General features: G+C 40.0%; 12 protein-coding genes. 9 read left to right on the top strand and 3 right to left on the bottom strand.

All coding sequences use genetic code 11. From position 1 onward, the window contains the following. Positions 1–73: 73 nt before the first annotated feature. Both MTF67_RS09675 and topA read left to right on the top strand, forming a co-directional pair. Complete coding sequence (locus MTF67_RS09675; protein ID WP_248519398.1) at positions 74–3,424, top strand: invasin domain 3-containing protein; 3,351 nt, start codon at positions 74–76, stop codon at positions 3,422–3,424. A gap of 244 nt (positions 3,425–3,668) precedes the next feature. Beyond that, entirely contained in the window at positions 3,669–6,377 is a 2,709-nt protein-coding gene (gene topA / locus MTF67_RS09670; protein ID WP_010557475.1) for a type I DNA topoisomerase, read from the top strand. A gap of 171 nt (positions 6,378–6,548) precedes the next feature. Here topA and MTF67_RS09665 read toward each other — a convergent pair whose 3' ends face one another. Further along, positions 6,549–6,791 (bottom strand): hypothetical protein, encoded by a 243-nt coding sequence (locus MTF67_RS09665; RefSeq protein WP_006792156.1) that lies wholly within the window; start codon positions 6,789–6,791, stop codon positions 6,549–6,551. A 228-nt stretch (positions 6,792–7,019) separates the two neighbouring features. On the opposite strand from MTF67_RS09665, the gene MTF67_RS09660 reads away from it, so the two are divergent. Next, entirely contained in the window at positions 7,020–7,574 is a 555-nt protein-coding gene (locus MTF67_RS09660) for a TIGR00645 family protein (RefSeq protein ID WP_248519397.1), read from the top strand. Positions 7,575–7,642: 68 nt separating this feature from the next. Here the strand turns inward: MTF67_RS09660 and MTF67_RS09655 are convergent, their stop codons facing one another. Beyond that, the gene (locus tag MTF67_RS09655; protein ID WP_248519396.1) at positions 7,643–9,265 is read right to left on the bottom strand and encodes an alpha-glucosidase family protein; all 1,623 of its coding nucleotides are present in this window, start codon (positions 9,263–9,265) and stop codon (positions 7,643–7,645) included. Positions 9,266–9,925: 660 nt separating this feature from the next. Here MTF67_RS09655 and MTF67_RS09650 point away from each other — a divergent pair. The 6 genes from MTF67_RS09650 to MTF67_RS09625 all read left to right on the top strand — a co-directional run bounded on the left by MTF67_RS09650 (position 9,926) and on the right by MTF67_RS09625 (position 22,041). Next, positions 9,926–12,712 (top strand): TonB-dependent receptor, encoded by a 2,787-nt coding sequence (locus tag MTF67_RS09650; protein ID WP_006792153.1) that lies wholly within the window; start codon positions 9,926–9,928, stop codon positions 12,710–12,712. Between the two features lie 115 nt (positions 12,713–12,827). Continuing rightward, positions 12,828–14,321, top strand: a complete 1,494-nt coding sequence (locus MTF67_RS09645) for a tryptophan halogenase family protein (RefSeq protein ID WP_248519395.1) — start codon at positions 12,828–12,830, stop codon at positions 14,319–14,321. Continuing rightward, positions 14,321–16,177, top strand: a complete 1,857-nt coding sequence (locus MTF67_RS09640; RefSeq protein WP_248519394.1) for a glycoside hydrolase family 13 protein — start codon at positions 14,321–14,323, stop codon at positions 16,175–16,177. The genes MTF67_RS09645 and MTF67_RS09640 overlap by 1 nt, the downstream gene beginning before the upstream one ends. Positions 16,178–16,265: 88 nt before the next feature. Then, positions 16,266–18,125, top strand: coding sequence for an alpha-amylase family glycosyl hydrolase (locus MTF67_RS09635; protein ID WP_248519393.1), 1,860 nt, complete (start codon positions 16,266–16,268; stop codon positions 18,123–18,125). Further along, the gene (locus MTF67_RS09630) at positions 18,118–19,617 is read left to right on the top strand and encodes an MFS transporter (RefSeq protein ID WP_248519392.1); all 1,500 of its coding nucleotides are present in this window, start codon (positions 18,118–18,120) and stop codon (positions 19,615–19,617) included. Before MTF67_RS09635 ends, MTF67_RS09630 begins: the two co-directional genes overlap by 8 nt. 9 nt (positions 19,618–19,626) lie before the next feature. Beyond that, the gene (locus MTF67_RS09625; RefSeq protein WP_248519391.1) at positions 19,627–22,041 is read left to right on the top strand and encodes a glycoside hydrolase family 15 protein; all 2,415 of its coding nucleotides are present in this window, start codon (positions 19,627–19,629) and stop codon (positions 22,039–22,041) included. Between the two features lie 287 nt (positions 22,042–22,328). On the opposite strand, the gene MTF67_RS09620 is transcribed toward MTF67_RS09625, so the two are convergent. Beyond that, complete coding sequence (locus MTF67_RS09620; protein WP_039036875.1) at positions 22,329–24,236, bottom strand: prolyl oligopeptidase family serine peptidase; 1,908 nt, start codon at positions 24,234–24,236, stop codon at positions 22,329–22,331. Positions 24,237–24,247 lie beyond the last annotated feature (11 nt).

The following is a 24,247-nucleotide window of genomic DNA, read 5'->3' as shown; positions in this document are numbered from 1 at the left end:
TTTTAGACTAAGTTATAGGTTAATATGAGGTAAACAACATATTGTTAATAATAACAACGCTAGGGAGAGGTTCATGCCTTTAATGCGACTACTCGGCATTTTATTGCTCAGTTTATTACTCACAGCCTGTGGTGGCGGTGGATCAATTGAAAAAAGCGGTACAGTTGGTGACTCTGATACGGACACAGATACAACAACTTACACGTTAACGCTACAAGGGTACTCTCAAGCAGACGCAACTAAATCAAATAGCGTGACGAATACTGCGGCATTAGATTTACGTGCAACCCTAAAAGACAATGATGGCGCTGTTGTTGCTGGTAAACGCATTACCTTTACGTTGGCTGACGATATAGGGGTTTTAAACCCTGATTCAGCCCTGACACAAAACGATGGCATAGCAACAATCGAGTTAAGTGCAGGCTCTGAGGCAGGCGCTGGTGAAGTTACTGCCACCTACAATGGCGATGATGAAACGTATACAGCCACGTTTGCATTTCAATCAACAGGTGGCCAAGGTGACGACACGGGTGTGAGTGGCTCAACAACTTTAGAAGTCCAAATTGTTGACCAAAATGGTGATAAATTTAACAGTGCTAACCCTGTAACTGCGGATAACGTTGGTGTTGTTGTTGCTACACTTAAATCAGATGGTGTTGCTGTTGCGGATAAACTCATTTCTTTTAATACCAATTTTACGGGCGTTATAACGCCAGAGCTTGGCACTGCAATTACTGATGACTCAGGTGAAGCTCGCGTCACATTGGGAAGTGGTGTAGCAACGGGGGCTGGCCAAGTTGTAGCAAGTTACGCTCCAGCAAGTGGTACGAGCGTTAGCAACACAGCTGTCTTTTACTCATCCGGTGATGGTGCAGCGCAAGATGAGGCGCAATTTTCGGTATCTATTAAACTACTAACAGGCTGTAACGCTGATTGGGATGATAACCGCAGTAATGTTAAATTAGACCCTTTATCTGCAGCATCTGGTTGTACTGTGACCAACAGTATTTCATCTTCTGAATTGGGTGAGCTATTTGTAGAAGTCACTAATGAACAAAGTGGCGAAGGCAGTAAAAACGCACTCGTAAATATTGAAACTAATTTAGGTACAATTTTACCTTCATCGGGCACTGCTTTAACTGATAACTTTGGTATTGCATTATTGAAGCTGCAACCGGGCAATACTGGTGGCGCAGGAACCGTTACAGCAACGGCTCTCGATGAAAGTGCATCTTTAAACTTTGCAGTGGGTATTGCAAATTTAACGCTTAGCGTTGATAACGGCTTGAACACCAATGATGACGGTAGTGTAATACCACTTAAAGCAGGTGGTAGTACTGTAATTGAAGTAACGCTTACAGACGAAGATGGTAATTTATACTTAACGGCTACTGACGTTGAATTTAGCTCTACCTGTGCGATTGCTGGTGAGTCAGTCATTGATGACAGCGTAAAATCTTCAAATGGTATTGCAACAGCAACTTACAGAGCAACAGGGTGTAACATTGACGATGATGTAACTATCACTGTTGAAACAGGCGGACAAAACTTTACTGAATCAACGGTTATACCCGTGGAAAGTTCTGCAGTACAGTCTATTCAATTTGTGGATGTAAGCGAAACATTTATTGCGCTTCCACCAGGCGAAGGTGGCCTGCCAACTCAATCAATCGTTACTTTTAAACTTTTAGATGCTGACAATATAGCGTCTTCTCAGCAACGAATTGACTTTAAACTAACCGATTCAGTAGGCGCTGCAAATTTAACGCTTACCAGTGGCAATACAGATAACGAAGGTTTGGTACAAACGACAGTAACGTCAGGTATTGTGCCTGGACCTTTAGTTGTGAAAGCGTGTTATGTGTCTAAAGACGATGTTAAAGCACTTCCAGAGGGTGATGATTTAACGTGTTGGGTTGATGACTTCCAATTGTGCCAAACTGATCCTAGCAATGAGATTTGCCCAGAGGGTACATTAAACCTGATACCACTTTCTGAGCAAATTAGTTCTGTTTCTGCTCAGCTTACACTTGCCTCGGGTGTAACTGATCAAAACAGCTTTGATTTAAGCCCAACAACATTTAACACTAACTCGCTTTACTACAACGGTATCATAACCGATTTAACTGTATTTTTTGGTGACCAGTTTAATAATTACAACGGTGACGGTGTTGAAGCCACAGTGCTTTCAGAAGCCGGTGTGGTTGGCTCTTCAAGCAACGAAGAAACATGTAAAACAACCGATGCAACCTGTGTTGTTACATGGCGCTCTCAAGGTGACCGCCCATTTGAAGATTACAAATGGGGCAACAGAATAGGCGATATCGACGGTAATGCGTCTACAACTGAGGGTATCAATCCTAAAACAGGCGAAATTAACTGTGACCCTTACTTTGGCGCAGCTGCACCGTGTATTAATGGTATTACCCGCGCTAAAAATGACGAAAATGGTGTAGTAATGGGCGGGCGCGTAAGTGTGCTTGCAGTTACTAAAGGTCAAGAGAATTTTGTTGATGAGCAATCAACTGATGATATAAAGCGTACGAATGGTTTATTTGATATTGGCGAGTACTACGCTAGCTACGATTTACCTGAAGCCTTTATTGACCACAACGAAAATAACAGCTTTGATAAAGCGGATTGTAGTGATGCACGCGGCGATGATTACGACCCTGTATCAGATGCGTGTTCAGAGTTAAACTCACGTGGTGGTCATAACGAAACGTGGCGTGACTTAGACAACGACGGTATCTACGATGCCGCTGACGGCCTATACAATGGGTTATTATGTAGCGAAGCTGCAAATGCTGCAGGCGAGTGTTCACGTGAGTTGGTTGAGGTTCGTAAAAACATAGAGCTAGTTATGTCAGGCGATGAACCATACGTACGTTTCTCTGTGGTTAAAACGGATGCATTACCAGCACCATTTGAAGTATTTGTTCCTGCGGATTGTTCAAGTTCAGTATCTGGTAACAGAACTTTTGTAGAGTTAGAAGAGTCCGATGTAACTGAGCGTTGTGATGTTGCTGCAATAGACCTTTCTGTCAACAATGTTGAAATCGCTAACCCAGATTTCGATCCTAATGACCCTGACGAAACAGACCCTGAAACACTTACCGTGGACATTGGTTTAACATCAATGGCTGTTCGTATTCACTACACAGATGAATTTGGTAATCCATTACCTGCAAACACGGTAGTGTCTTTAACAACGAGCAATGGCGATCTGTCAATTATTAGTCACAGTGAAACAATACCTAATACCAACACAGATAAACCGATGTACTCGGATGTATTAATTTCACGAGAGACTGATGGTAACGACCAAACAAGTGGGGTTTTAAGTATTACTTTTGAATTTGAAAACCAACTAGGGGCCAGTAAAACGGTCTCGACAGGCATCACAATTTTCGATGATGTTTAAGTTATCGTAAAAAATGCCAACCTTTAGGTTGGCATTTTTCTTTGTGTTCTATATATTCCACAGCAATTATTCTAAAAACACCAGTTTGTCTAAATTAGCAACAAAAATTGTTCGTTTATTCAGTAAATACTGAAAAGTTTGTATTAAAAGCTTGTAACAACTAGTGTTTGTAGATATACCTATAAATATTCGCACCGCTAATGCGGTAAACACATTTTCAATATTTGGTTAGAAATAGGCAACTATGGGCAAATCGCTAGTAATTGTAGAGTCACCTGCTAAGGCTAAAACAATTAATAAATACTTAGGTAATGACTTTATCGTAAAGTCCAGTATTGGACATGTACGAGACTTACCTACCTCAGGTTCGAGCAAAGCAAAAGTGCCGGCAACTAAAACGCCAGCAGAAGTGCGTAAAATGCCACCGGATGAGAAAGCAGCTTATAAACAGCAACGAGATTACACAAACCTGGTTGCACGTATGGGGATTGATCCTGAAAAAGGCTGGCAGCCTCATTACGAAATCCTACCGGGTAAAGAAAAGGTTGTTCAAGAATTACAAAAGCTGGCCGAAAAAGCAGACCAAATATACCTCGCAACGGATTTGGATAGAGAAGGGGAAGCAATTGCTTGGCACCTTCAAGAAATCATTGGTGGTGAACCAGAAAAATACAAACGCGTTGTTTTTAACGAAATTACTAAAAATGCCATTCAGCAAGCGTTTGAAACACCGGGTGAGCTAAATACTGACATGGTATTTGCTCAGCAAACTCGTCGCTTTTTAGACCGTGTTGTGGGCTTTATGGTATCGCCGCTTCTGTGGGCAAAAGTAGCGCGTGGTTTATCTGCAGGGCGAGTACAGTCAGTTGCAGTACGATTACTCGTAGAGCGTGAGCGTGAAATAAAAGCGTTTATTCCAGAAGAGTTCTGGGATATTCATGCAGATGTTAAAAATAGCGAGTCTGACTTACGTTTAGAAGTCACTAAACAAGCAGACAAGCCATTTAAACCTGTAAATGAAGCACAGATCAAAGAGGCGGTAAAAAGCCTTGAGAGTGCAGAATATAAAGTTGTTAATGTTGAAGAAAAACCGAGTAAAAGTCGCCCAAGTGCACCTTTAATCACATCAACAATGCAGCAAGCTGCCAGTACACGTTTAGGTTATGGTGTTAAAAAGACCATGATGCTAGCGCAGCGATTGTACGAAGGTGGTTATATTACTTATATGCGTACTGATTCAACAAACTTATCGAAAGATGCTGTTGAGATGTGTCGTGAATACGTTACAGAGCAGTTTGGCTCAAAATATCTGCCAAAAGAACCAATTAACTACAGCTCTAAAGGTAATGCACAGGAGGCACACGAAGCGATTCGTCCTTCTAGCGTTACTGTACTGTCTGGACACCTTGAAGGTGTAGATGCCGATGCTAAAAAGCTCTACGAATTAATATGGCGTCAATTTGTAGCGTGCCAAATGGTACCTGCAGAGTACGATTTAACAACCTTAACTGTTGCGGCTAACGATTTTCAGCTTAAGGCAAAAGGGCGTGTGCTTCGTTTTGATGGTTGGACCAAAGTGCAACCAGCTGTTCGTAAGAAGAACGAAGAAGATCAATCACTCCCAGCTGTTGCAGTGGGCGAAACACTCACACTTGTTGAACTTGATCCTAAACAGCACTTCACTAAGCCACCAGCGCGTTTTAGTGAGGCAAGTTTAGTAAAAGAGTTAGAAAAACGAGGAATAGGTCGTCCATCTACTTATGCTTCTATCATTTCTACAATTCAAGACCGTGGCTATGTGCGGGTAGAAAACCGTCGTTTCTTTGCTGAAAAAATGGGTGAAATTGTAACCGATCGTCTGGTTGAAAACTTTACCGATTTAATGAACTTTGATTTCACAGCAAAAATGGAAGGCCGTTTAGATGATATAGCAGAAGGTGAGCGTGTATGGACGCAAGTACTTGATAAGTTTTACGCTGATTTTTCAACACAATTAACCATTGCAAAAGACGAACCAGAACAAGGTGGCATGCGTCTTAATGAAATGGTTGAAACTGATATAGAGTGTCCTACCTGTAGCCGTAAAATGGGTATTCGAACTGCTTCAACCGGGGTGTTTTTAGGGTGTACAGGTTATAACTTACCGCCTAAAGAACGTTGTACTACTACTATGAATTTAGTGTCGGGCGATGAAGCGGTTGCCGCTGATGTTGAAGACGAAGAAACAGAAAAATTAATGCAAATGAAGCGCTGTCCCGTTTGTGAAACAGCGATGGATTCGTATTTAATCGATGAGACTCGCAAGTTACATGTATGTGGTAACAACCCTGCGTGTAAAGGGCATATTGTTGAACAAGGCACGTTTAAGATTAAAGGTTATGACGGTCCAATTATTGAGTGTGATAAATGCGGCTCAGACATGGAACTTAAATCTGGACGTTTTGGTAAGTACTTTGGCTGTAATAACGAAGAGTGTAAAAATACACGTAAGTTACTAAAGAATGGTGAAGCCGCTCCGCCTAAAGAAGATCCAGTTCATATTCCTGAATTAGAATGTGAAAAATCAGAAGCCTATTTTGTATTACGAGATGGTGCTGCAGGTATATTTTTAGCTGCAAATACATTCCCTAAATCGCGTGAAACTCGAGCCCCTAAGGTTGAAGAGTTAAAACGATTTAGAGATCGTATATCCCCTAAATTCTACTATTTAGCGGACGCACCAGGTCAAGACCCAGATGGTAATCTTGCTGTTGTGCGCTACAGTCGTAAAAACAAAGCGCAGTATGTTATGACTGAGATAGACGGCAAAGCAACTGGTTGGACTGCTCATTATGAAGCAGGTAAGTGGGTAGAAGAAGCCAAGAAAAAAGCAGCACCTAAAAAGAAAGCTGCTGCTAAAAAAGCCCCTGCTAAAGCAAAACCTAAAGCAAAAGCAAAAAAAGATGAAAAGTAACTAAAGCGCGTTTTTAACACCTTATAGTTACAAAAAACCGGAATGCACAGCATGTGTCTATTCCGGTTTTTTTATGCTTGGTAATTGTGCTCGCAACGGCTTTTTGGCTGTTCAATTAGCTAAGCATAGCTAGCCTTAAAAGCAGGCTTAAAGCATACCTTTGAGTCAGGGTTAGATTTTTACAGAAGTTACTTTTTGATAGCCTTCTGATTCAAGCTCATCATTTACGCAATTTAAAACATACGCGTAAAGGTCTTCATTCATTACATCGTCGTCTTTGGCCCAGTTAACGCACATCTCAGTGTACTCTTTTACCATTTGTGCTGATGCTACTGGTGTGTCGTCTGCTACTGAGTATGTTGCATATACTGCAAATAGTGACGCTGTAAGTGATGCAAGTAATGCTTTTTTCATTCGTTTATTCCTAAAAAATGGTTTTATAGCGGTGATTGTCGCTATTAAACAAACATGTCCAAGCAGAACGCTTCTGTTGGTATGTTGAATTTAATCGAATTTTAAATAAAAGATAACGAAATATATTTATCGTAAAGATAAGTTTATTTATGAGCCGTTTTTTTATAATTATTTGTATAAGCTTAATTAATACGTTAATGTCGCCTTTTTTAATTCATAGAATAATAAATGACACCTAACACTCCCGTTACACCCAAAAAAAACATTCAATCAACCAATAAAATAGAGCATGCATTGGAGTCGTTTATTTTTAAAGGACGTTGGTTGTTAGCGCCTTTTTTTGTTGGCCTTTTGTTTGCAGTTATTTTGTTATTAATAAAGTTTTTTAAACAGCTTTATTTAATGGGGATCGCTACTTTTACCGCATCAAGCCAAGATTTACTAGTAGGCATATTGACGCTGGTTGATACAGCGTTACTTGCAGGCTTATTGTTGATTATTATATTTAGTGGATACGAAAACTTTGTGTCTAAACTAGGTATAGATAATCATGAAGATAAGCCATCTTGGATGGGTAAAGTGGGGTTTTCAGGGCTGAAAATGAAGCTTATCAGCGCAATCGTTGCAATATCGGCTGTAGAACTATTAAAAGTGTTTATAAATTCAGAGGTGCATTCAAACGACGAGCTACTATGGAAAGTAATAATCCACGTTACTTTTGTGATGTCTGGAGTGTTGTTTGCATTTACCGATTACCTCAATAGTAAAACCCATAACCATTAAGTTTACCTACAAAAAAGCCCATGTTATTAGATGGGCTTTTTTTGTAACTAATTAGCGGTTAGTATCAATTAGCACTTTGCGTAATAGCATGCAAACGGCGCTAATAGTAATTCCTCGTTCGTTACATGGCCTTTATGGTGGCTAAGCTCATTAAACTCTGTTAATACTTCAGTTGGCATCGATAGCGATGCTTCAGAACTACTTAAATTAAAAACACACAACATTTTTTCATTTTCGAATGTTCTGTAAAAAGCAAGTACAGGCTCATGTGTGTTAATAAATTCAATATCGCCTTCAAGTAGCACGGTTTTTGTTTTTCGCCACGCCATAAATTCACGATAAGCATTTAAGATAGAATCATGATCATGTGTTTGCTGTTTTACTGATTGCTGTTTATGCTGCTCGTCTACAGGAAGCCATGGCTTAGTGTCACTAAAGCCCGCATGGTGTAAATCGGCATTATCCCATGGCATCGGCGTTCTACAGCCATCACGGCCTTTAAAGTTTGGCCAAAAGGTTATTCCATACGGGTCTTGCAAATCTTCAAAGGCTACGTTGGCTTCCCCTAGGCCTAATTCTTCACCCTGGTACATACATACGCTACCGCGCAAGGATGCGAGTAGGGCGGTGAGCATTTTACATTGCTGTGAATTAACTTCGCCATTTTGACTCCAACGGCTTGCTACACGTTCAACGTCGTGATTGCTAAACGCCCAACAAGGCCAGCCTTCTGTCATTCCTTTTTCAAGGGTTTGCACGGTTGTTCTTATATACTCACTTGAATAATCGTTAGTCAAAAGCTCAAAGCTATAACCCATATGCAGCTTATCACCGCCTTGTGTGTACTCTGCCATAGTGGCTAAAGAGTCCTCTGACGAAATTTCACCCAGTGATACAGTGCCTGGGTATTTATTAAGTAACGCACGAATATCTTGCATAAACTCAATATTTTCAGGTTGGGTATTATTGTAATAGTGGTATTGAAATGCGTAAGGGTTGTCTTCACTGAAACCACGGCCTTGGCGTTTTTCTTTTGGTTTTGCAGGATTATCACGAAGCTGCGCATCATGATAGCAAAAGTTAATGGCATCGAGTCTAAAACCATCAACGCCTTTTTTAAGCCAAAACTCAACGTTATCTAGCACTGCTTTTCTAACATCTGGGTTATGAAAATTTAAATCGGGTTGTTCAGTTAAAAAGTTATGAAGGTAGTATTGCCCTCTGCGTGGTTCCCATTGCCATGCACCGCCGCCAAAAATTGATAACCAGTTATTTGGTGCAGTGCCGTCTTCTTTAGAGTCAGCCCACACATACCAGTCGGCTTTGTCGTTACTTTGATTTTCACGGCTGTCTAAAAACCATTGATGTTGATCTGACGTGTGGCTTAACACCTGGTCGATAATAATTTTAATATCGCGGTCGTGTGCTTGTCCAATAAGCTCGTCGAAGTCGTTTAAATTGCCAAATAAAGGGTCAATATCACGGTAGTCACTAATATCGTAACCAAAATCTTTCATAGGAGATTTAAAAAATGGCGAAATCCAAATAGCATCAACACCTAAGCTCTTAATATAATCAATACGATTAATTATTCCTCTTAAATCACCAATACCGTCGTTGTTGCTATCTTGAAAGCTACGCGGGTAAACTTGATAAATAACCGCACCTTTATACCACTGCTTTTGGGCCATGCTTTTCTCCGTCATTCCAAACAGTTTTTTAAATTCTTATATGTGATTATGGTAAATCACGTTATTTGCAAAAAGCATACGTGAAGGCCGAGATACTGTAAAAAGACTGCATACGTATGCACAAAAATAAGCATGTTTGAGTGACTTCAAAAAGCGTCTATTTAGTTTTAAGGAAGCGTTGCCATTAAATTGAATCTGTTTACCAATTGCATGTAATTAAAAAGTAACACGGCATAGCACCTCGCAAGTGCATATTTTTGCTGGATTGCACTATAATAGTGATTGCATGAAATGGTCTTACCAATTTCACATTGATATTTATTAGTTAAATTTAGCCAATGGTGTATGGATCTAATTTATTTCTTAATAATTACAAGCTGTTAAAGCAGGTTTAAATCATTAGGCTATTTTGCATAATTGTAATATTCGGATAAAATTTGTTGCACCAATTAATATCATTTAAAACAGTGTGTTACTAAGTTTTGTGTGAAGTTTATGTTAATTTATGTTGGTTTTATAAGGCTTGAATACGTATGCATAAACTTGTTAATAAAATAAACCAAGCGTTAATATCCATCCTGACAACAAAATAAGCTCGCCTCGGTTTACTATCACTAAACAATTGAGCGGGTATCACAATATGGGTAACGGGAAAACATCATGTCTATGTTCAAACCAAGTATATTAACTCTGGCGTTAGCTGCTGCTGGCATCACTAGTTTTGCAGCAACTGCAGCGGAAGAAAAACAATTAAAAAATGATGACGTAGAAGTTATCGAAGTTAAAGGTTTTCGTGGCAGTATTGTAGAATCAATCAACACTAAACGTTTTTCACCAGAAGTCGTTGAGTCTATCTCTGCAGAAGATATCGGTAAGTTACCTGATTCGTCGATTGCTGAGTCTATCGCTCGTTTACCTGGCTTAACAGCACAGCGCCTAGACGGTCGTGCAAGCCGAGTGAGTGTTCGTGGCTTTAGCGAAAACGAAAGTGCCACTACATTTAATGGTCGTGAGCAAGTATCAATTGGTGATAACCGTGGCGTTGAGTTCGACCTTTACCCATCTGAAATAATGAGCGGCGTTACCGTTTATAAAACACCAAGTGCGAGTATCGAAGCTGAAGGCATCGCCGGTGTTATCGACATGCAAACCGTTAAACCTTTAAGTAAAGGTGAACGTGTAATCATGTTTAATGGTCAACTTGAGCAAACTGGTTTTGGTAAGCTTAATCCAGACGGTGATGATCAAGGTTACCGCGGTACGGTCTCATACATTGACCAATTTGCAGATGACACCATTGGTGTTGCGTTTGCTCTAAACACAATGAGTTCACCAAATCAAGAAAAGCGTTGGAACTCATGGGGTTACCCAGAGTTTACTACTGAAGATGGTCAATCATATTCTATTTTAGGTGGTGCTAAACCATACGTACGTTCTTCAACGCTTGAGCGTGATTCAGCAATGCTTGTATTAGAAGCTGCACCGACTGATAAATTAAATATGACGTTTGATGCGCTTTATATCGACTTTTCAGATGAACAAATTTTGCGCGGTATCGAAATTCCATTTGCATGGGGTCAAGGTTCAATTAGCTCAGATTCAACAACAGTTGATGCTGAAACTGGATTTATCACAAGCGCTGTGACAGAAGGTCAGCGTGTTGTTGTTCGTAACGATCATCAAGAACGAAAAGCCGAATTAACGCAGTTTGGTTTTAATGCAAAATACGATATTAACGACAGTTGGAGCACAGAGTTTGATATTAGCCGCTCTGAGGTTGAACGTCAGCTATGGAGCATTGAAAGTTATTCAGGGACAGGTCGAGGTGATGCTAATGGTGTTGCTGACAACATTGGTTATATGCTTGATGGTGGTAATACAGGTGCACAATTTTCTCATGAGCTAGATTACAGTGACTATAACCTAATTCAATTAGGTGGCCCGTTATCGTGGGGTGGAAGTAAAGCCCTTAATGACAAATATGGTTTAACTGACACACCATTTCAAAATACAGCACAAGATGGTTTCATCAATGCGCCAGAAGTGAATGATGAACTAACCACGTTAAAACTTGCTGCAACTAAAATTCTAGACAACGAATACGTTAATGCTGTTAAATTTGGTATGTCTTATCGTGACCGTGAAAAATCAAAGTTATCTGAAGGTTATTTTTTAACACTTAAAGATTTTTCTCTATCTAACCCAGGTATGGTTTCGGTTCCAGAGCAGTACCGTTTAGGTTCAGCTAGCTTAGACTTCATTGGTATGGGCGATATGATTGCCTACGATACTCGTGCCCTAATAAACGATGGTTACTATGATTTACTTCAAGAAAGCCTTACAGACCAAAAACATAAAACACAGTCGTGGACAGTCCAAGAAAAAGTAACTGCCTTCTTTGTTCAAGCTGATATTAACGCAGAAATTGGATCAATTCCGGTAACAGGTAATGTGGGCGTTCGCTATGTTAAAACTGAACAGTCTTCACAGGGTTCAGCTGCTAACACAGTAGACGGTCTCGTAGTTGTTACACCAACAGACGTAAGTCACGACTACAGCCACGTTTTACCAAGCATTAACTTGTCGTTTGCAATCGACGAAGAACAAACGTTACGTTTTGGTGCGGCTAAAACTATTTCACGCGCATTGTTAAACGATATGAATGCGTCAATCAATGCATCTTACGGGCAACAACCAGATGATAATGGCAACTTTTGGAGCATTTCAGGTGGTAACCCTAAACTAGAGCCAAAAGAAGCGACAGGCTTTGATATCAGTTACGAAAATTACTTTAATGCAGAAGGTTACTTCTCTGCAGCGGTTTTCTATAAAGATATCAACCAGTGGATATTTGATGGTACTTACGCAGTCGATATGTCTGGCGTAGCTAATCCTGCAACGGGTGAAATACCAGCAACTTCTTCAGGTACTGGTAATGGTAAAGTAAATGGCGGCGGCGGTGACCTATGGGGTTACGAGCTTTCTCTTGCGCTACCGTTTAACGTATTTCATTCTTCACTTGATGGCTTTGGTTTAATTGCAAGCCATACAGGCATTGAGCAAGACGTTGAAGATCAAAATGGGAATGAATATGAACTTGTTGGCTTATCTGACCAAATAGATAGCTTGACTGTTTACTACGAGCGTAATGGATTCCAAGCGCGTACAAGTATGCGTAAACGTAGTGACTTTAAAGGTAACGTAAATGGATTAGGCCTTGCTGCAACTCAAGTTGACATTAAAGGTGAAACAATTTGGGATGCACAATTGGGTTTTGATTTTGGCGAAGCAGGTGTTGATAGCTTAGATGGCTTAAATGTAACCTTCCAAGTACAAAATATTACTGAAGAACCGTTTACCACTTTAAGTGGCGATAACGCGCTACAAGTACGTGACTACCAAGATTATGGTCGTACGTTCTTATTGGGCTTTAGTTACAAGCTATAATAAACGTTGTGTGTAGGAGCCCTTGTAATTTATTTTACAAGGGCTTTTTTATAGCTACTTTATCTAAATTTTATCAAACTTAACAAAGCTTTGGCTTGTAAAAGTGGGCAATACTATGAAACCAATAAAAAACGTTGTTATTGCGGGCGGTGGGACCGCTGGTTGGATAGCCGCAGCGCTACTTAATAAAGTATTAGGTAAAGTAATTAACATCACCCTTATAGAATCCAGCAGTATTGGTACTATTGGTGTTGGTGAAGCGACCATTCCGCCTATTATTCAGCTCAACAATGCGTTAGGTATTAATGAACAAGACTTTATAAATGCTACTAATGCCTCTATAAAACTTGGCATTGAGTTCGAAAACTGGAAAACAACATCACATAGTTACATGCATGCGTTTGGCTCGTTTGGTAAAGACTTTCCGTTTTGTGACTTTTATAACTTTTGGGTAAAAGGGCAAATTAGTGGTAGTGAGGATTCTTTATGGGATTTTTCACTTAATTACCAAGCAGCTAAAAAGCACAAGTTTGCACCACTAAGCGCTATTCCTAATACACAGCTACCTGGGATAAGTTACGCTTTTCATTTTGATGCCACCTTATATGCTGAGTACCTTAAAAAACTGGCAGTATCACGCGGTGTAAAACACATCGATGCAAAAATAGAGCGTGTTACTCAGTGCCCAAATACAGGCCAAATTAACAGTCTAACGCTTGATAATAATAGCCAAATAGAGGGTGATTTATTTATAGATTGTACGGGGCAACGTGCACTTTTAATTGAGGAAACGCTTAATACAGGGTTTGTTGATTGGTCGCATTATTTACCATGCGATAGGGCTGTTGCAGTGCAATCAACAGGTAGCAACGAATTAAGGCCTTATACGCGTTCTATTGCACATAACGCAGGCTGGCAGTGGCAAATACCGTTGCAAAATAGGACAGGAAACGGGCTTGTTTACTGCAGTCGTTATTTATCTGACGAGGGCGCGATTGCACTTTTACTTAATAACTTACCGGGTGAATCTACAACAGACCCTCGCTTAATAAAATTTAAAACTGGACGACGTTTAAAGCAATGGCATAAAAATGTGGTAGCAGTGGGGCTTTCAAGTGGATTTTTAGAACCGCTTGAGTCTACCAGTATTCATTTAATTCAAAGTGCGGTTATACGTTTAATTAAGTTATTTCCTCATAATGGCATTAGTGATGCGCTTGTTACTGAATTTAATAAGCAAAGTGTTACTGAAATAGAACATATTCGCGACTTCATTATTTTGCATTACAAATTAACCGAACGAGAAGACTCGCCATTTTGGCGCCAATGTAAGCAAATGGATATACCTCAATCGTTAGCTCATAAAATAGATTTATTTAGGCAAACAGGCAAGGTAGTGCGCGAAAACGACGAGCTATTTGCAGAAGTGGCTTGGCAGCAGGTGTGTATTGGACAAGGTCTTATTCCCGAGGATTATAACAACATCGTTGACTCACTCAGTAGTGAACAACTAAACGATTTATTCTCAACACTAAAAACGCTTATTACCTCAACGGTAGATCAATTACCAACTCATAAAGATTTTTTAGCAAAAATTAAAAAGGCCTGATGATGCAACTTTTAAAAAAGCTTTTACTTGTAAGTGCCTGTACTTTACCAACCATTAGCTACGCACTTGACGTTGAGCCAGCTAATTGGTGGGTTGGCATGAACAAAAACACGATTACCATCATGGTTCATGAGCAAAACATTGCAAACGAGCAAATTAAATTAGCTAAATACAACGGCGTTAAGTTAAATAAAGTAACCCGTGCCGATAATCTAAATTATGTATTTTTAAATATTACCATTACCGACGCCGCTAAAGCCGGAACGCTTAAGTTTAATAGCAGCGAAACAAGCAATAACTTTGAGTTCCCACTTCTTGATCGAGATAAAAACAGCGGTCAGCGTAAAGGGTTTACATCAGCTGATACGCTTTATTTAATTAACCCCGATCGCTTTGCTAATGGTGATAAAGAAAACGATACCGTCCCAAGCATGTTAGAAGCAGCAAGCCCGAGTATAAAGGGTGGGCGCCACGGTGGTGATATTCAAGGCGTTATAAACGCGCTTCCCTATTTAAACGACTTAGGCGTAACACAGCTTTGGTTAACGCCTGTGCTTGAAAACAACATGCCTAATTATTCTTATCATGGTTATGCAATTACAGACTTTTATAAGGTTGACCCACGAATGGGCTCAAACCAGTTATACAAAACGTTATCTGTAAAAGCAAAAGAGCAGGGTATAGGCCTTGTAATGGATATGGTTCTTAACCATTTTGGCTCTGAGCATACTTGGGTTAACGATAAGCCAACTAAAGATTGGATTAACTTTAATGGTGAGTTTAATAAAGGCAAGAATGCCACCAGCCATGCGCGCCAAACCATACAAGACCCACACGCCAGTGAATACGACAAGCGCCAGTTTAACGATGGCTGGTTTGTAGAAACCATGCCTGATTTAAATCAGCGCCAACCACTGTTAAGTGAATACTTAATTCAAAATGCGATTTGGTGGATAGAATACGCCGATTTAAGCGGCATACGCGTTGATACCTACTCATATTCAGATAAAGCATTTTTAAGTGATTGGACAAAAGCCATAATGCAAGAGTATCCAGACTTTAATATTGTTGGAGAAGAGTGGACGTCTAACCCTGCTATTGCTTCTTACTGGCAACGTGGCAAGCATAATCAAGATGGGTATACATCAAGCTTACCAAGCGTGATGGACTTTTCGTTGCAAGAGTCTGTAATTCAAGCGCTAAATGAAGATGAAAGCTGGAACACGGGTTGGGTTAAAGTATATGAATCGTTAGCTAATGACTTTTTATACCCTGATACAAATAACATTATGGTGTTTGCCGATAACCACGATATGAGCCGTGTTTACACTGAGCTTGGTCAAGATGTAGCCAAAACAAAAATGGCGATGACCTTGTTTTTAACCACACGTGGCATACCGCAAATGTATTACGGTACGGAAGTACTATTAGATAACACCCCAAGTAAAGACCATGGCGATATTAGAATTGATTTTCCTGGAGGGTTTGATAGGCAAACACGTAACGCCTTTACCAAAGAGGGCTTAACAAAACAGCAAAAAGAGATGCATAACACCATCAGTACGCTGCTTAACTTTAGAAAAAACAGCTCAGCATTAGATAAAGGTAAACTTGTACACTTTACGCCTCATCAAGGGGTTTATAGTTATTCACGTATTAGCGACGAGCAAACTGTGTTGGTATTTATGAATAAAAACACAGAGGCACTACAAAAAAATATTGAGTATATGCAAGAGGTGATGCCTAACCGCACAACAGCATTTAATTTATTTACTCAAAAAACACAAAAGCTTGGCAAAACCATTGATCTACCAGCTATGAGCGCAACTGTATTAATTATCAATAAGCCACAATAGTGACCTGAATACGTATGCAGCAACTGTATGGTTGCTGCAGTAATCTTTAGTATAAAGTTAATAACAATACTGACAAAAAAGACACACAATGAAAAAATCAGTTTATATACCCGCAGTGCTGTGTAGTGCACTTATTGCTACAGGGTGTTCAGAAAATAATAAACCTGAACAACAGCAAACACCTGCACATACGCAAAATGAGCTTACCAAGCCAGTTGTGTATCAAGTTTTTACCCGTTTATTTGGTAATACCGAGACAGCCAATGTGCCATGGGGCACGAAAGAGCAAAACGGTGTAGGTAAATTTGCCGACTTTAACGACGCATCCCTAAAAGGCATTAAAGAGCTAGGTACCACGCACGTTTGGTACACCGGTGTGTTACATCACGCGTTAGTGGGCGATTATACCGACTACGGCATTTCACAAGATGACCCTGATGTGGTAAAAGGTCGCGCAGGCTCACCGTACGCGATTAAAGATTACTACGATGTTAACCCCGATTTAGCTGTTAATGTAACAAACCGCATGGGAGAATTTACCCAGCTTATTGAACGTACACATAGCCATGGCATGAAAGTCATTATTGATATAGTGCCTAACCATGTGGCACGTAATTATGAATCGCTAGGTAAGCCAAAAGGTGTTAAAGACTTTGGTGAGCAAGATGACACCAGTAAAGTGTACGATAAAAATAATAATTTTTACTATGTACCAGGAAAGTCTTTTCAAGTACCTACAGATGTTAATTACCAAGTCCTAGGTGGCAATGCTCATCCACTTGCGGACGGCTTTTTTGATGAAAACCCAGCAAAATGGACCGGGAATGGTGCACGAGCGCCAAAACCTGACATAAACGATTGGTACGAAACCGTAAAAGTGAATTACGGTGTTAAACCAGACGGCAGTTACGACTTTCCAACACTACCAAAAAGCATAGAAACGAAAGATTACCGTGTTCATTATGCGTTTTGGCAGGATAAAGAACTCCCTAATAGCTGGTATAAATTTAGAGATATTGCATTGTTTTGGCTCGACAAAGGGGTTGATGGCTTTAGATATGATATGGCCGAGATGGTACCGGTCGAATTTTGGAGTTTTTTGAATTCATCAATAAAAATGCAAAAGCCAGATGCCTTTTTACTGGCTGAAGTTTACAACCCAAAAATGTATCGCGCCTATATTCACCAAGGGAAAATGGATTTTCTTTACGATAAAGTGGGCTTTTACGATACGTTAAAGGCCATTATGCAAAGCAAGCAGTCAGCAAACACTATTTTTGATGCGCATAAAACTGTTGCAGACATAGAGCAACACATGTTGCACTTTTTAGAAAATCACGACGAGCAACGTATCGCTAGCCCAGACTTTGCAGGAAATGCAGTTTGGGGTAAACCCGCCATGGTGGTTTCTAACTTAATTAGTCGTGCACCAAGCCTAATATACTTTGGCCAAGATGTTGGTGAGGATGGATCTGAAAATGCCGGCTTTGGATCGCCTACTCGCACTAGTATTTTTGATTACATAGGCGTACCCGCTCATCAAGCATGGATGAATAACGGTAAGTTTGATGGCGCAAAACTCACTAACGAACAAGCTGCTTTGCGTGAGTACTATAAAGCAATTATGGCTTTAAATAGCTTACCTGCTGTTGTAGGCGGCGATATGCAAAAGCTTAACCTTACAGGTAGCGATCGTGTTGTTGGGTTTAGCCGAACGCTAGGGCAGCAAACAATTTTGGTACTAAGTAACTTCAGTGAGCAAACACAGAGTATCTCCGTTGATTTATCTCAGGAGCAAGTAACAAAACTGGGAGAAAGCTCACTAATTGTTGATTTACTTGAGCAACACCAAGTGGAACTTAAAACACACTCACAAGGTGCCACATTTAATCTGACACTTGATGCATTTAGCAGCGCAGTATTAACAAATAAGGCTAATAATGAATAATCAAAATAATAATACCGATAAGCCAAATTTAAGTTTTTGGCAAATATGGAACATGTGCTTTGGGTTTTTAGGCATACAGTTTGGTTTTGCTCTGCAAAACGGCAATGTAAGCCGAATATTTCAAACATTAGGCGCACAAGTTGATGATATTCCTATTTTATGGGTTGCAGCGCCGCTTACAGGCCTAATAGTACAACCTATTATTGGTTACTGGAGCGATAAAACGTGGGGGCGCTTTGGCCGTCGTCGTCCGTTTTTCTTTGTGGGCGCTGTGTTAACAACACTTTCGTTGTTTATTATGCCGCACTCGCCAACACTTTGGATTGCTGCGGGGATGTTATGGATCATGGATGCCTCAATCAACGTCACAATGGAACCGTTTAGGGCACTTGTTGGTGATAACTTACCAGAAAAACAACGTGCGACAGGTTACGGTTTACAAAGCTTTTTTATTGGTATTGGTGCGGTGTTAGCCTCGGCGCTACCATGGATGATGACCAACTGGTTTGATGTCAGTAATACTGCAGCGGCTGGGCAAATTCCCGAGTCGGTCAAATATTCATTTTACTGGGGTGGGGTGGTTTTATTAGTTGCTGTTTTATGGACTGTGGCACGCACGAAGGAATATAGCCCAGAACAACTTGCTAAATTTGAACAGCAAACAGCAAAATCTACGACTGCAATTATTGCTGATATTAACTTTAATAAAGGTGCCATTATTTTTGTGGTACTGGGTTTAGCAACCCTTGCATTAGTTATGGGTTTATCGCTTGAAAAAGAATTATACCTACTTGCTGGTGGTTTATTAGCCTTTGGTATTGTGCAGTGGATTGCAGCCGCGCTTAAAAGCGCCAACAAAACACAAGGTGGCTTTTACCAAGTAGTACAAGATGTTTTTACGATGCCAGAGGCCATGAAGCAGCTTGCATGGGTGCAGTTTTTTAGCTGGTTTACTTTATTTGCTATGTGGATTTATACCACTTCCGCGGTAACAAGTTTTCACTATGGCAGTAGCGATGCTACCTCTAAAGCATTTAACGATGGCGCAGACTGGGTGGGTATTTTATTTGCAGCCTACAATGGCTTTGCCGCAATTGCAGCTATGTGTATTCCGTTTTTAGTAAAAAAAATGGGTTTAAAAGGCGCACATTGTTTTAATTTATTGCTAGGCGCATTAGGCCTTGCAAGCTTTATGTTTATACAAGACCCAAAAATGCTAATTATTCCAATGATAGGCGTAGGGTTTGCGTGGGCGTCTATTTTATCGCTGCCTTATGCCATGTTAAGTAACGCCTTACCAAGTAATAAAATGGGCGTTTATATGGGTATTTTTAACTTCTTTATTGTTATACCGCAATTACTCGCCGCTAGCATTTTAGGGCTTATTTTACGCCATGTATTTTCTAACCAGCCTATTTACGCCTTATTAATTGGTGCAGCTTCATTTGTGGTTGCTGCTATAGCCGTAATGCGCGTTAAAAATTCTAATTAAGGACACACAATGAAAAAATATAACCTTATAACCGCTTCACTTTTAGCATTAGGTTTAACGGCTTGTGGCGCACAAAACACAAGCACAACTAATGAAAGTACTTCAGCACAAGTTACATCGGCACCAGGCGCCCCAGGGGTAGAGCCATTTTGGGCGTATGCAGGCAAAACAGGTATCGGCACATCGTTTGAAGAATATAAAAAAGGCCAGTACAGCGATACAGCCGCAACAGGCAATGTGTCTAAAGTATGGTTTTCTATTGCTAAAGGAATGATCACCGAAACCATGTTTGGGCTTATTCACCAAGCGCAAATAAAAGACATGCAATTTATAGTAACAGGTAATGATTTTACCGTTACCGAAGCGGATGACTTAGACGTAAGCATTGATTACTTATACAAAGATGAGCAAGGCAGACCGCTTTCGCTTGCTTATAAGGTAACAAGTACCGATAAGAAAGGCCGCTTTAGCTTAGAAAAGCACATATTTACCGATCCAGATACACAAACATTATTTGTACGAAGTGTGTTTAATACTCAATTAGAGGGTCTAAAAGCCTACGTTAACGTTAACCCGTACATTAACAATAACGGGTTAGGTGACTTTGCTAAAACAACAGAACAAGGACTCGTCGCATGGGAAGGCGATAACTATTTAACATTACAATCAAGTTCACCTTTTAAAGCTAAAACAGTAGGATTTACAGGTGAAAGTGATGGTATTAATGCACTTAAAACAACGCAAGCAATTAATAATCAGTATACAAATACCGGTGAAGTTTCAGGTAATGTAAACATGCTTGCAGAACTCGGTGATATTAGTAGCAACACCACATTTGATTTAGCGTTAAGCTTTGGAAAAACCCAGCAGCAAAGTATTCAGCAAGGCGAACAAAGTTTGGCTAAGGGTTACCAAGCCGTACTCGATCACTACAACGGTAAAGGCGATGCGCTAGGTTGGCAAGATTATCTACAAAGCCTTAAACCACTAAATACAATCACTGAACAAACTGCCGATAACGGCAAGCTTTTATACACCAGTGCTATGGTTTTAAAAGCGCAAGAAGATAAAACACACGCGGGAGCGCTTATTGCGTCACTGTCAAACCCATGGGGCGAAACCGTATCTGCTAAAGAGGGCTCTACCGGTTATAAAGCGGTATGGGTACGCGATTTTTATCAAGTAGCTATGGCTTTTATGGCGCTCGGCGATACCGCTACAGCTAAAACAGCATTCGAATACCTTGAAAAAGTACAAGTTAACAGCAGTACACCGGGTAACAATGGTGATACTGGCTGGTTTTTACAAAAAACACATGTTGATGGTGAACTTGAATGGGTGGGTGTACAGCTTGACCAAACAGCCATGCCTATTATGCTTGCTTGGAAACTTCACCAAGCGGATGTGTTAAGCGATAAAGAGCTAAAAACTTGGTACGGCAAAATGTTAAAACCTGCAGCTGACTTTTTAGTTGATGGAGGCCTTGCTAAAATTTTATGGAACGACACGCAGATCACTCCACCGGCAACACAGCAGGAGCGCTGGGAAGAGCAAGAAGGATATTCTCCTTCTACTACTGCCGCAATTGTTGCAGGCCTAATAACAGCAAGCGACATAGCAACACTTAGCGGTGATGATAAAAACGCTAAGCGTTATTTAGAAACGGCTAAAAAGTATAACAGCGAAATAGAATCGCAAATGTTTACTACAGAGGGTAATTTAAAAGGCGAAAGTACCGATGGTGAATATTTTATTCGCATTGGTCAGGACACTGGCGCCAATTCAAACACTAAAATTAACGCCAATAATGGCCGTGAAGGGTTTAATAAAAAGCAAATTTTAGATGGCGGTTTTTTAGAGCTAGTTCGCTATGGCGTTCGCGGTGCAACCGACGAAAGTATTGTTAAAACACTGCCTGAATACGACGATGAAACGCTTGAAGATAACCTACAGGTAAAATATAGCTTTAGTTTTGAAGACGGTAGCGGCACCTTTGCAGGTTATCGTCGATATGGCAATGATGGCTACGGAGAAGATGAGGTAACAGGCACTAATTACGCAGAAGGTGGCGCAAACACACCAGGCCAGCGTGGTCGTGTATGGCCATTTTTCACCGGTGAACGTGGCCATTACGAAATAGCGGCGGCCAACGCTACCAAAACATTGAATGATGCTAAGCAGGCTGATATTAGAAATAGTTACGTAAAAGGTTTAGAACAATTTGCGAATGAAGGCATGATGCTGCCTGAGCAAGTATGGGATGGTGTAGGTGTCAACAAAGCGGGGTATGAACTAGGCGAAGGTACTAATTCAGCAACCCCATTAGCATGGACACATGCTGAGTACGTTAAGCTTGTGCGCTCACTAAGTGATAAACAAGTATGGGATCATTACCCAGTTGTTGAAGAATCGCTAAAGAAATAATACATCATACCAATTCGCATAATTAAGTGATTTATTTGAGGGCTAGAAAAATGCGTTGATAGCTTGGCTAAAAAATTAGCTACTTAGCTGTTCTAAATGACACATTTTTAACGCCGTTAGCGACAAGTTTAGCCCCAAAAAATGATTAAGTATTATTGAGGAACGGTATAAAATACTGTAGTTGGAAAAAGGGCTTCTAAATAAATTTAGAAGCCCTTTTTCCATATCCTCACTTAATACACAAAAAGTGCTCTTCAAATAAAATGAATGCCACTTTTTTATTTATATTATTTGAGACCACATTTATTATCAAACCATGATAACAACTCTGTATAAAACTCTTTTTTATGATCGTAGAAAAGCGTATCGGAAAAGTGATCGGCATCTTCTAGCTCAACATATTTAAAGTCTTTTTTATACTTCTCAAGCTCTGATACGAAGTCTCTACTGTGTTTTACTGGAACACGACTGTCTATATCACCATGTATAACCAATATAGGAACATTTACCTTTTCTACTTGTTCTACAGGGGATACACCTGAAATAGTAGGGCGTTGTAAAATACTTAAAAAGCGATTTTCGTTAAGGGTTGCATTTATACGACTTAAATCACTTACCCCAGCACCGGCAACAACACATTTGTATATGTTGTTTTCACGCATAGATGCAGCAAATGCAGCGTAACCACCATAGCTCCAGCCAAATAAAGCAAGTTTATCTTTTGTCGCTAAGCCTTTTTTGATCAAGTACTGCGCAGCATCGTCTAAATCATCTTGTTTTTTCAAGCCCCAGTTATTATCACCAGCCATCCAATGCTCTAAACCATAACCAGTAGAGCCACGATAGTTTGGTTGAATAACTACATACCCATGATAAGCAAGTAGCTGTGCCCAATCATCAAACACAATGGAATCTCGCACCCAAGGGCCACCATGAGGAAGCACTACCGCAGGGTAAGGGCCTTTAGTAGCCGGGATGGTTACATATGCTTTTATTTTACGACCATCTCTAGCTTTATAAGAGATATACTTAACGGTTCCTAGCTTACTCTTATCAATAAACGGGAGTCGATCACCAATTTTAGTTAGTTTTTGCTTATTAGTAACAATGTAATAGCTGCCAGGATTGTCGTCAGCAGATACTCTAACCACTAATACGTTATCGTTTTCAGAGCTACTAACAATTTGTACAAATTTACCCTTAAATAGGGAGGAAACAGATTCGTTAAGTGCTTGAAGGTTAGGATCTGTGAAATAAAACTTAGGTTGCTTGGTTGTATAGCGAAAGCCTTGTAAAGTGCCGTCGGTATCAAGTACGACACCATCGGTATCTACAGATTTAAGACCAAATTGTCGGTCAGTGTACTGACCTGTTTTAATATTGTATATATAAATACCAGTCGTATTTTCACCCAAGTTAGCGTTTACATAAACTTCGTTAGGGTTACCTTTCGCAAATCCTAATATCTCAAAGCTTTCACGCTTTTTAGGACTAACTTGCTTAATTACTTTCCAGTCATCACTGCCTTTATCGCGTGCGTAATAATCAATTGCGTTATCAGATTTATTCCAACCTTGGGCTATTCTTATTTCACCATCGTAATCAGATAAAAACGAGCCTGATACTTTTTCATTACCACGCATTACAGTAACACTTCGTCCAGTATTAATATTAAATCGGACTACATCTGGAATGTAGTTATTATTAATATCAACTTCTACGAGTACTTCATCTTTTTTGTCTGGAAGTATATTGATTATATTAAATTGAACATTTCGCTTTTTCTTAAACGGTAATAACCAGTCACCTTTACCATCTGCATCTGTTATTGCAAATTTGTTTACCCAGTATTTGCGACTACCATCTTCAAGTATTTGCCTAAACATAACGCCAATTTTTTCATCGTTTAACCATACGATGGAAGATATCAACATCTTATCAGCACCTAATCTTACAGGTTCTGCTTCTAGATTATTAGGATCTCGTATCTCAATAATATAATCACCATCTTTGGTAGTCGCTCTTAAAATAGCAAGCTTATTACCATCTGGTGATGCTACAACGCTCCGAATAGCAGCCGACATTGAGAAAGCATCGATACTGCTCACTTGCGTCGTATCTTCAGTTTCGCTATTGGCGAAAGAAGATAGGCTTAGTAAGCTCAATCCTACTAACATTCTTTTTTTTAGTTTCATTTTTATTCCTT

This window comes from Pseudoalteromonas sp. 2CM32C (genome assembly GCF_023161925.1).
GTDB lineage: Bacteria > Pseudomonadota > Gammaproteobacteria > Enterobacterales > Alteromonadaceae > Pseudoalteromonas > Pseudoalteromonas marina.
This window is presented reverse-complemented; position numbering and strand designations above follow the sequence as displayed.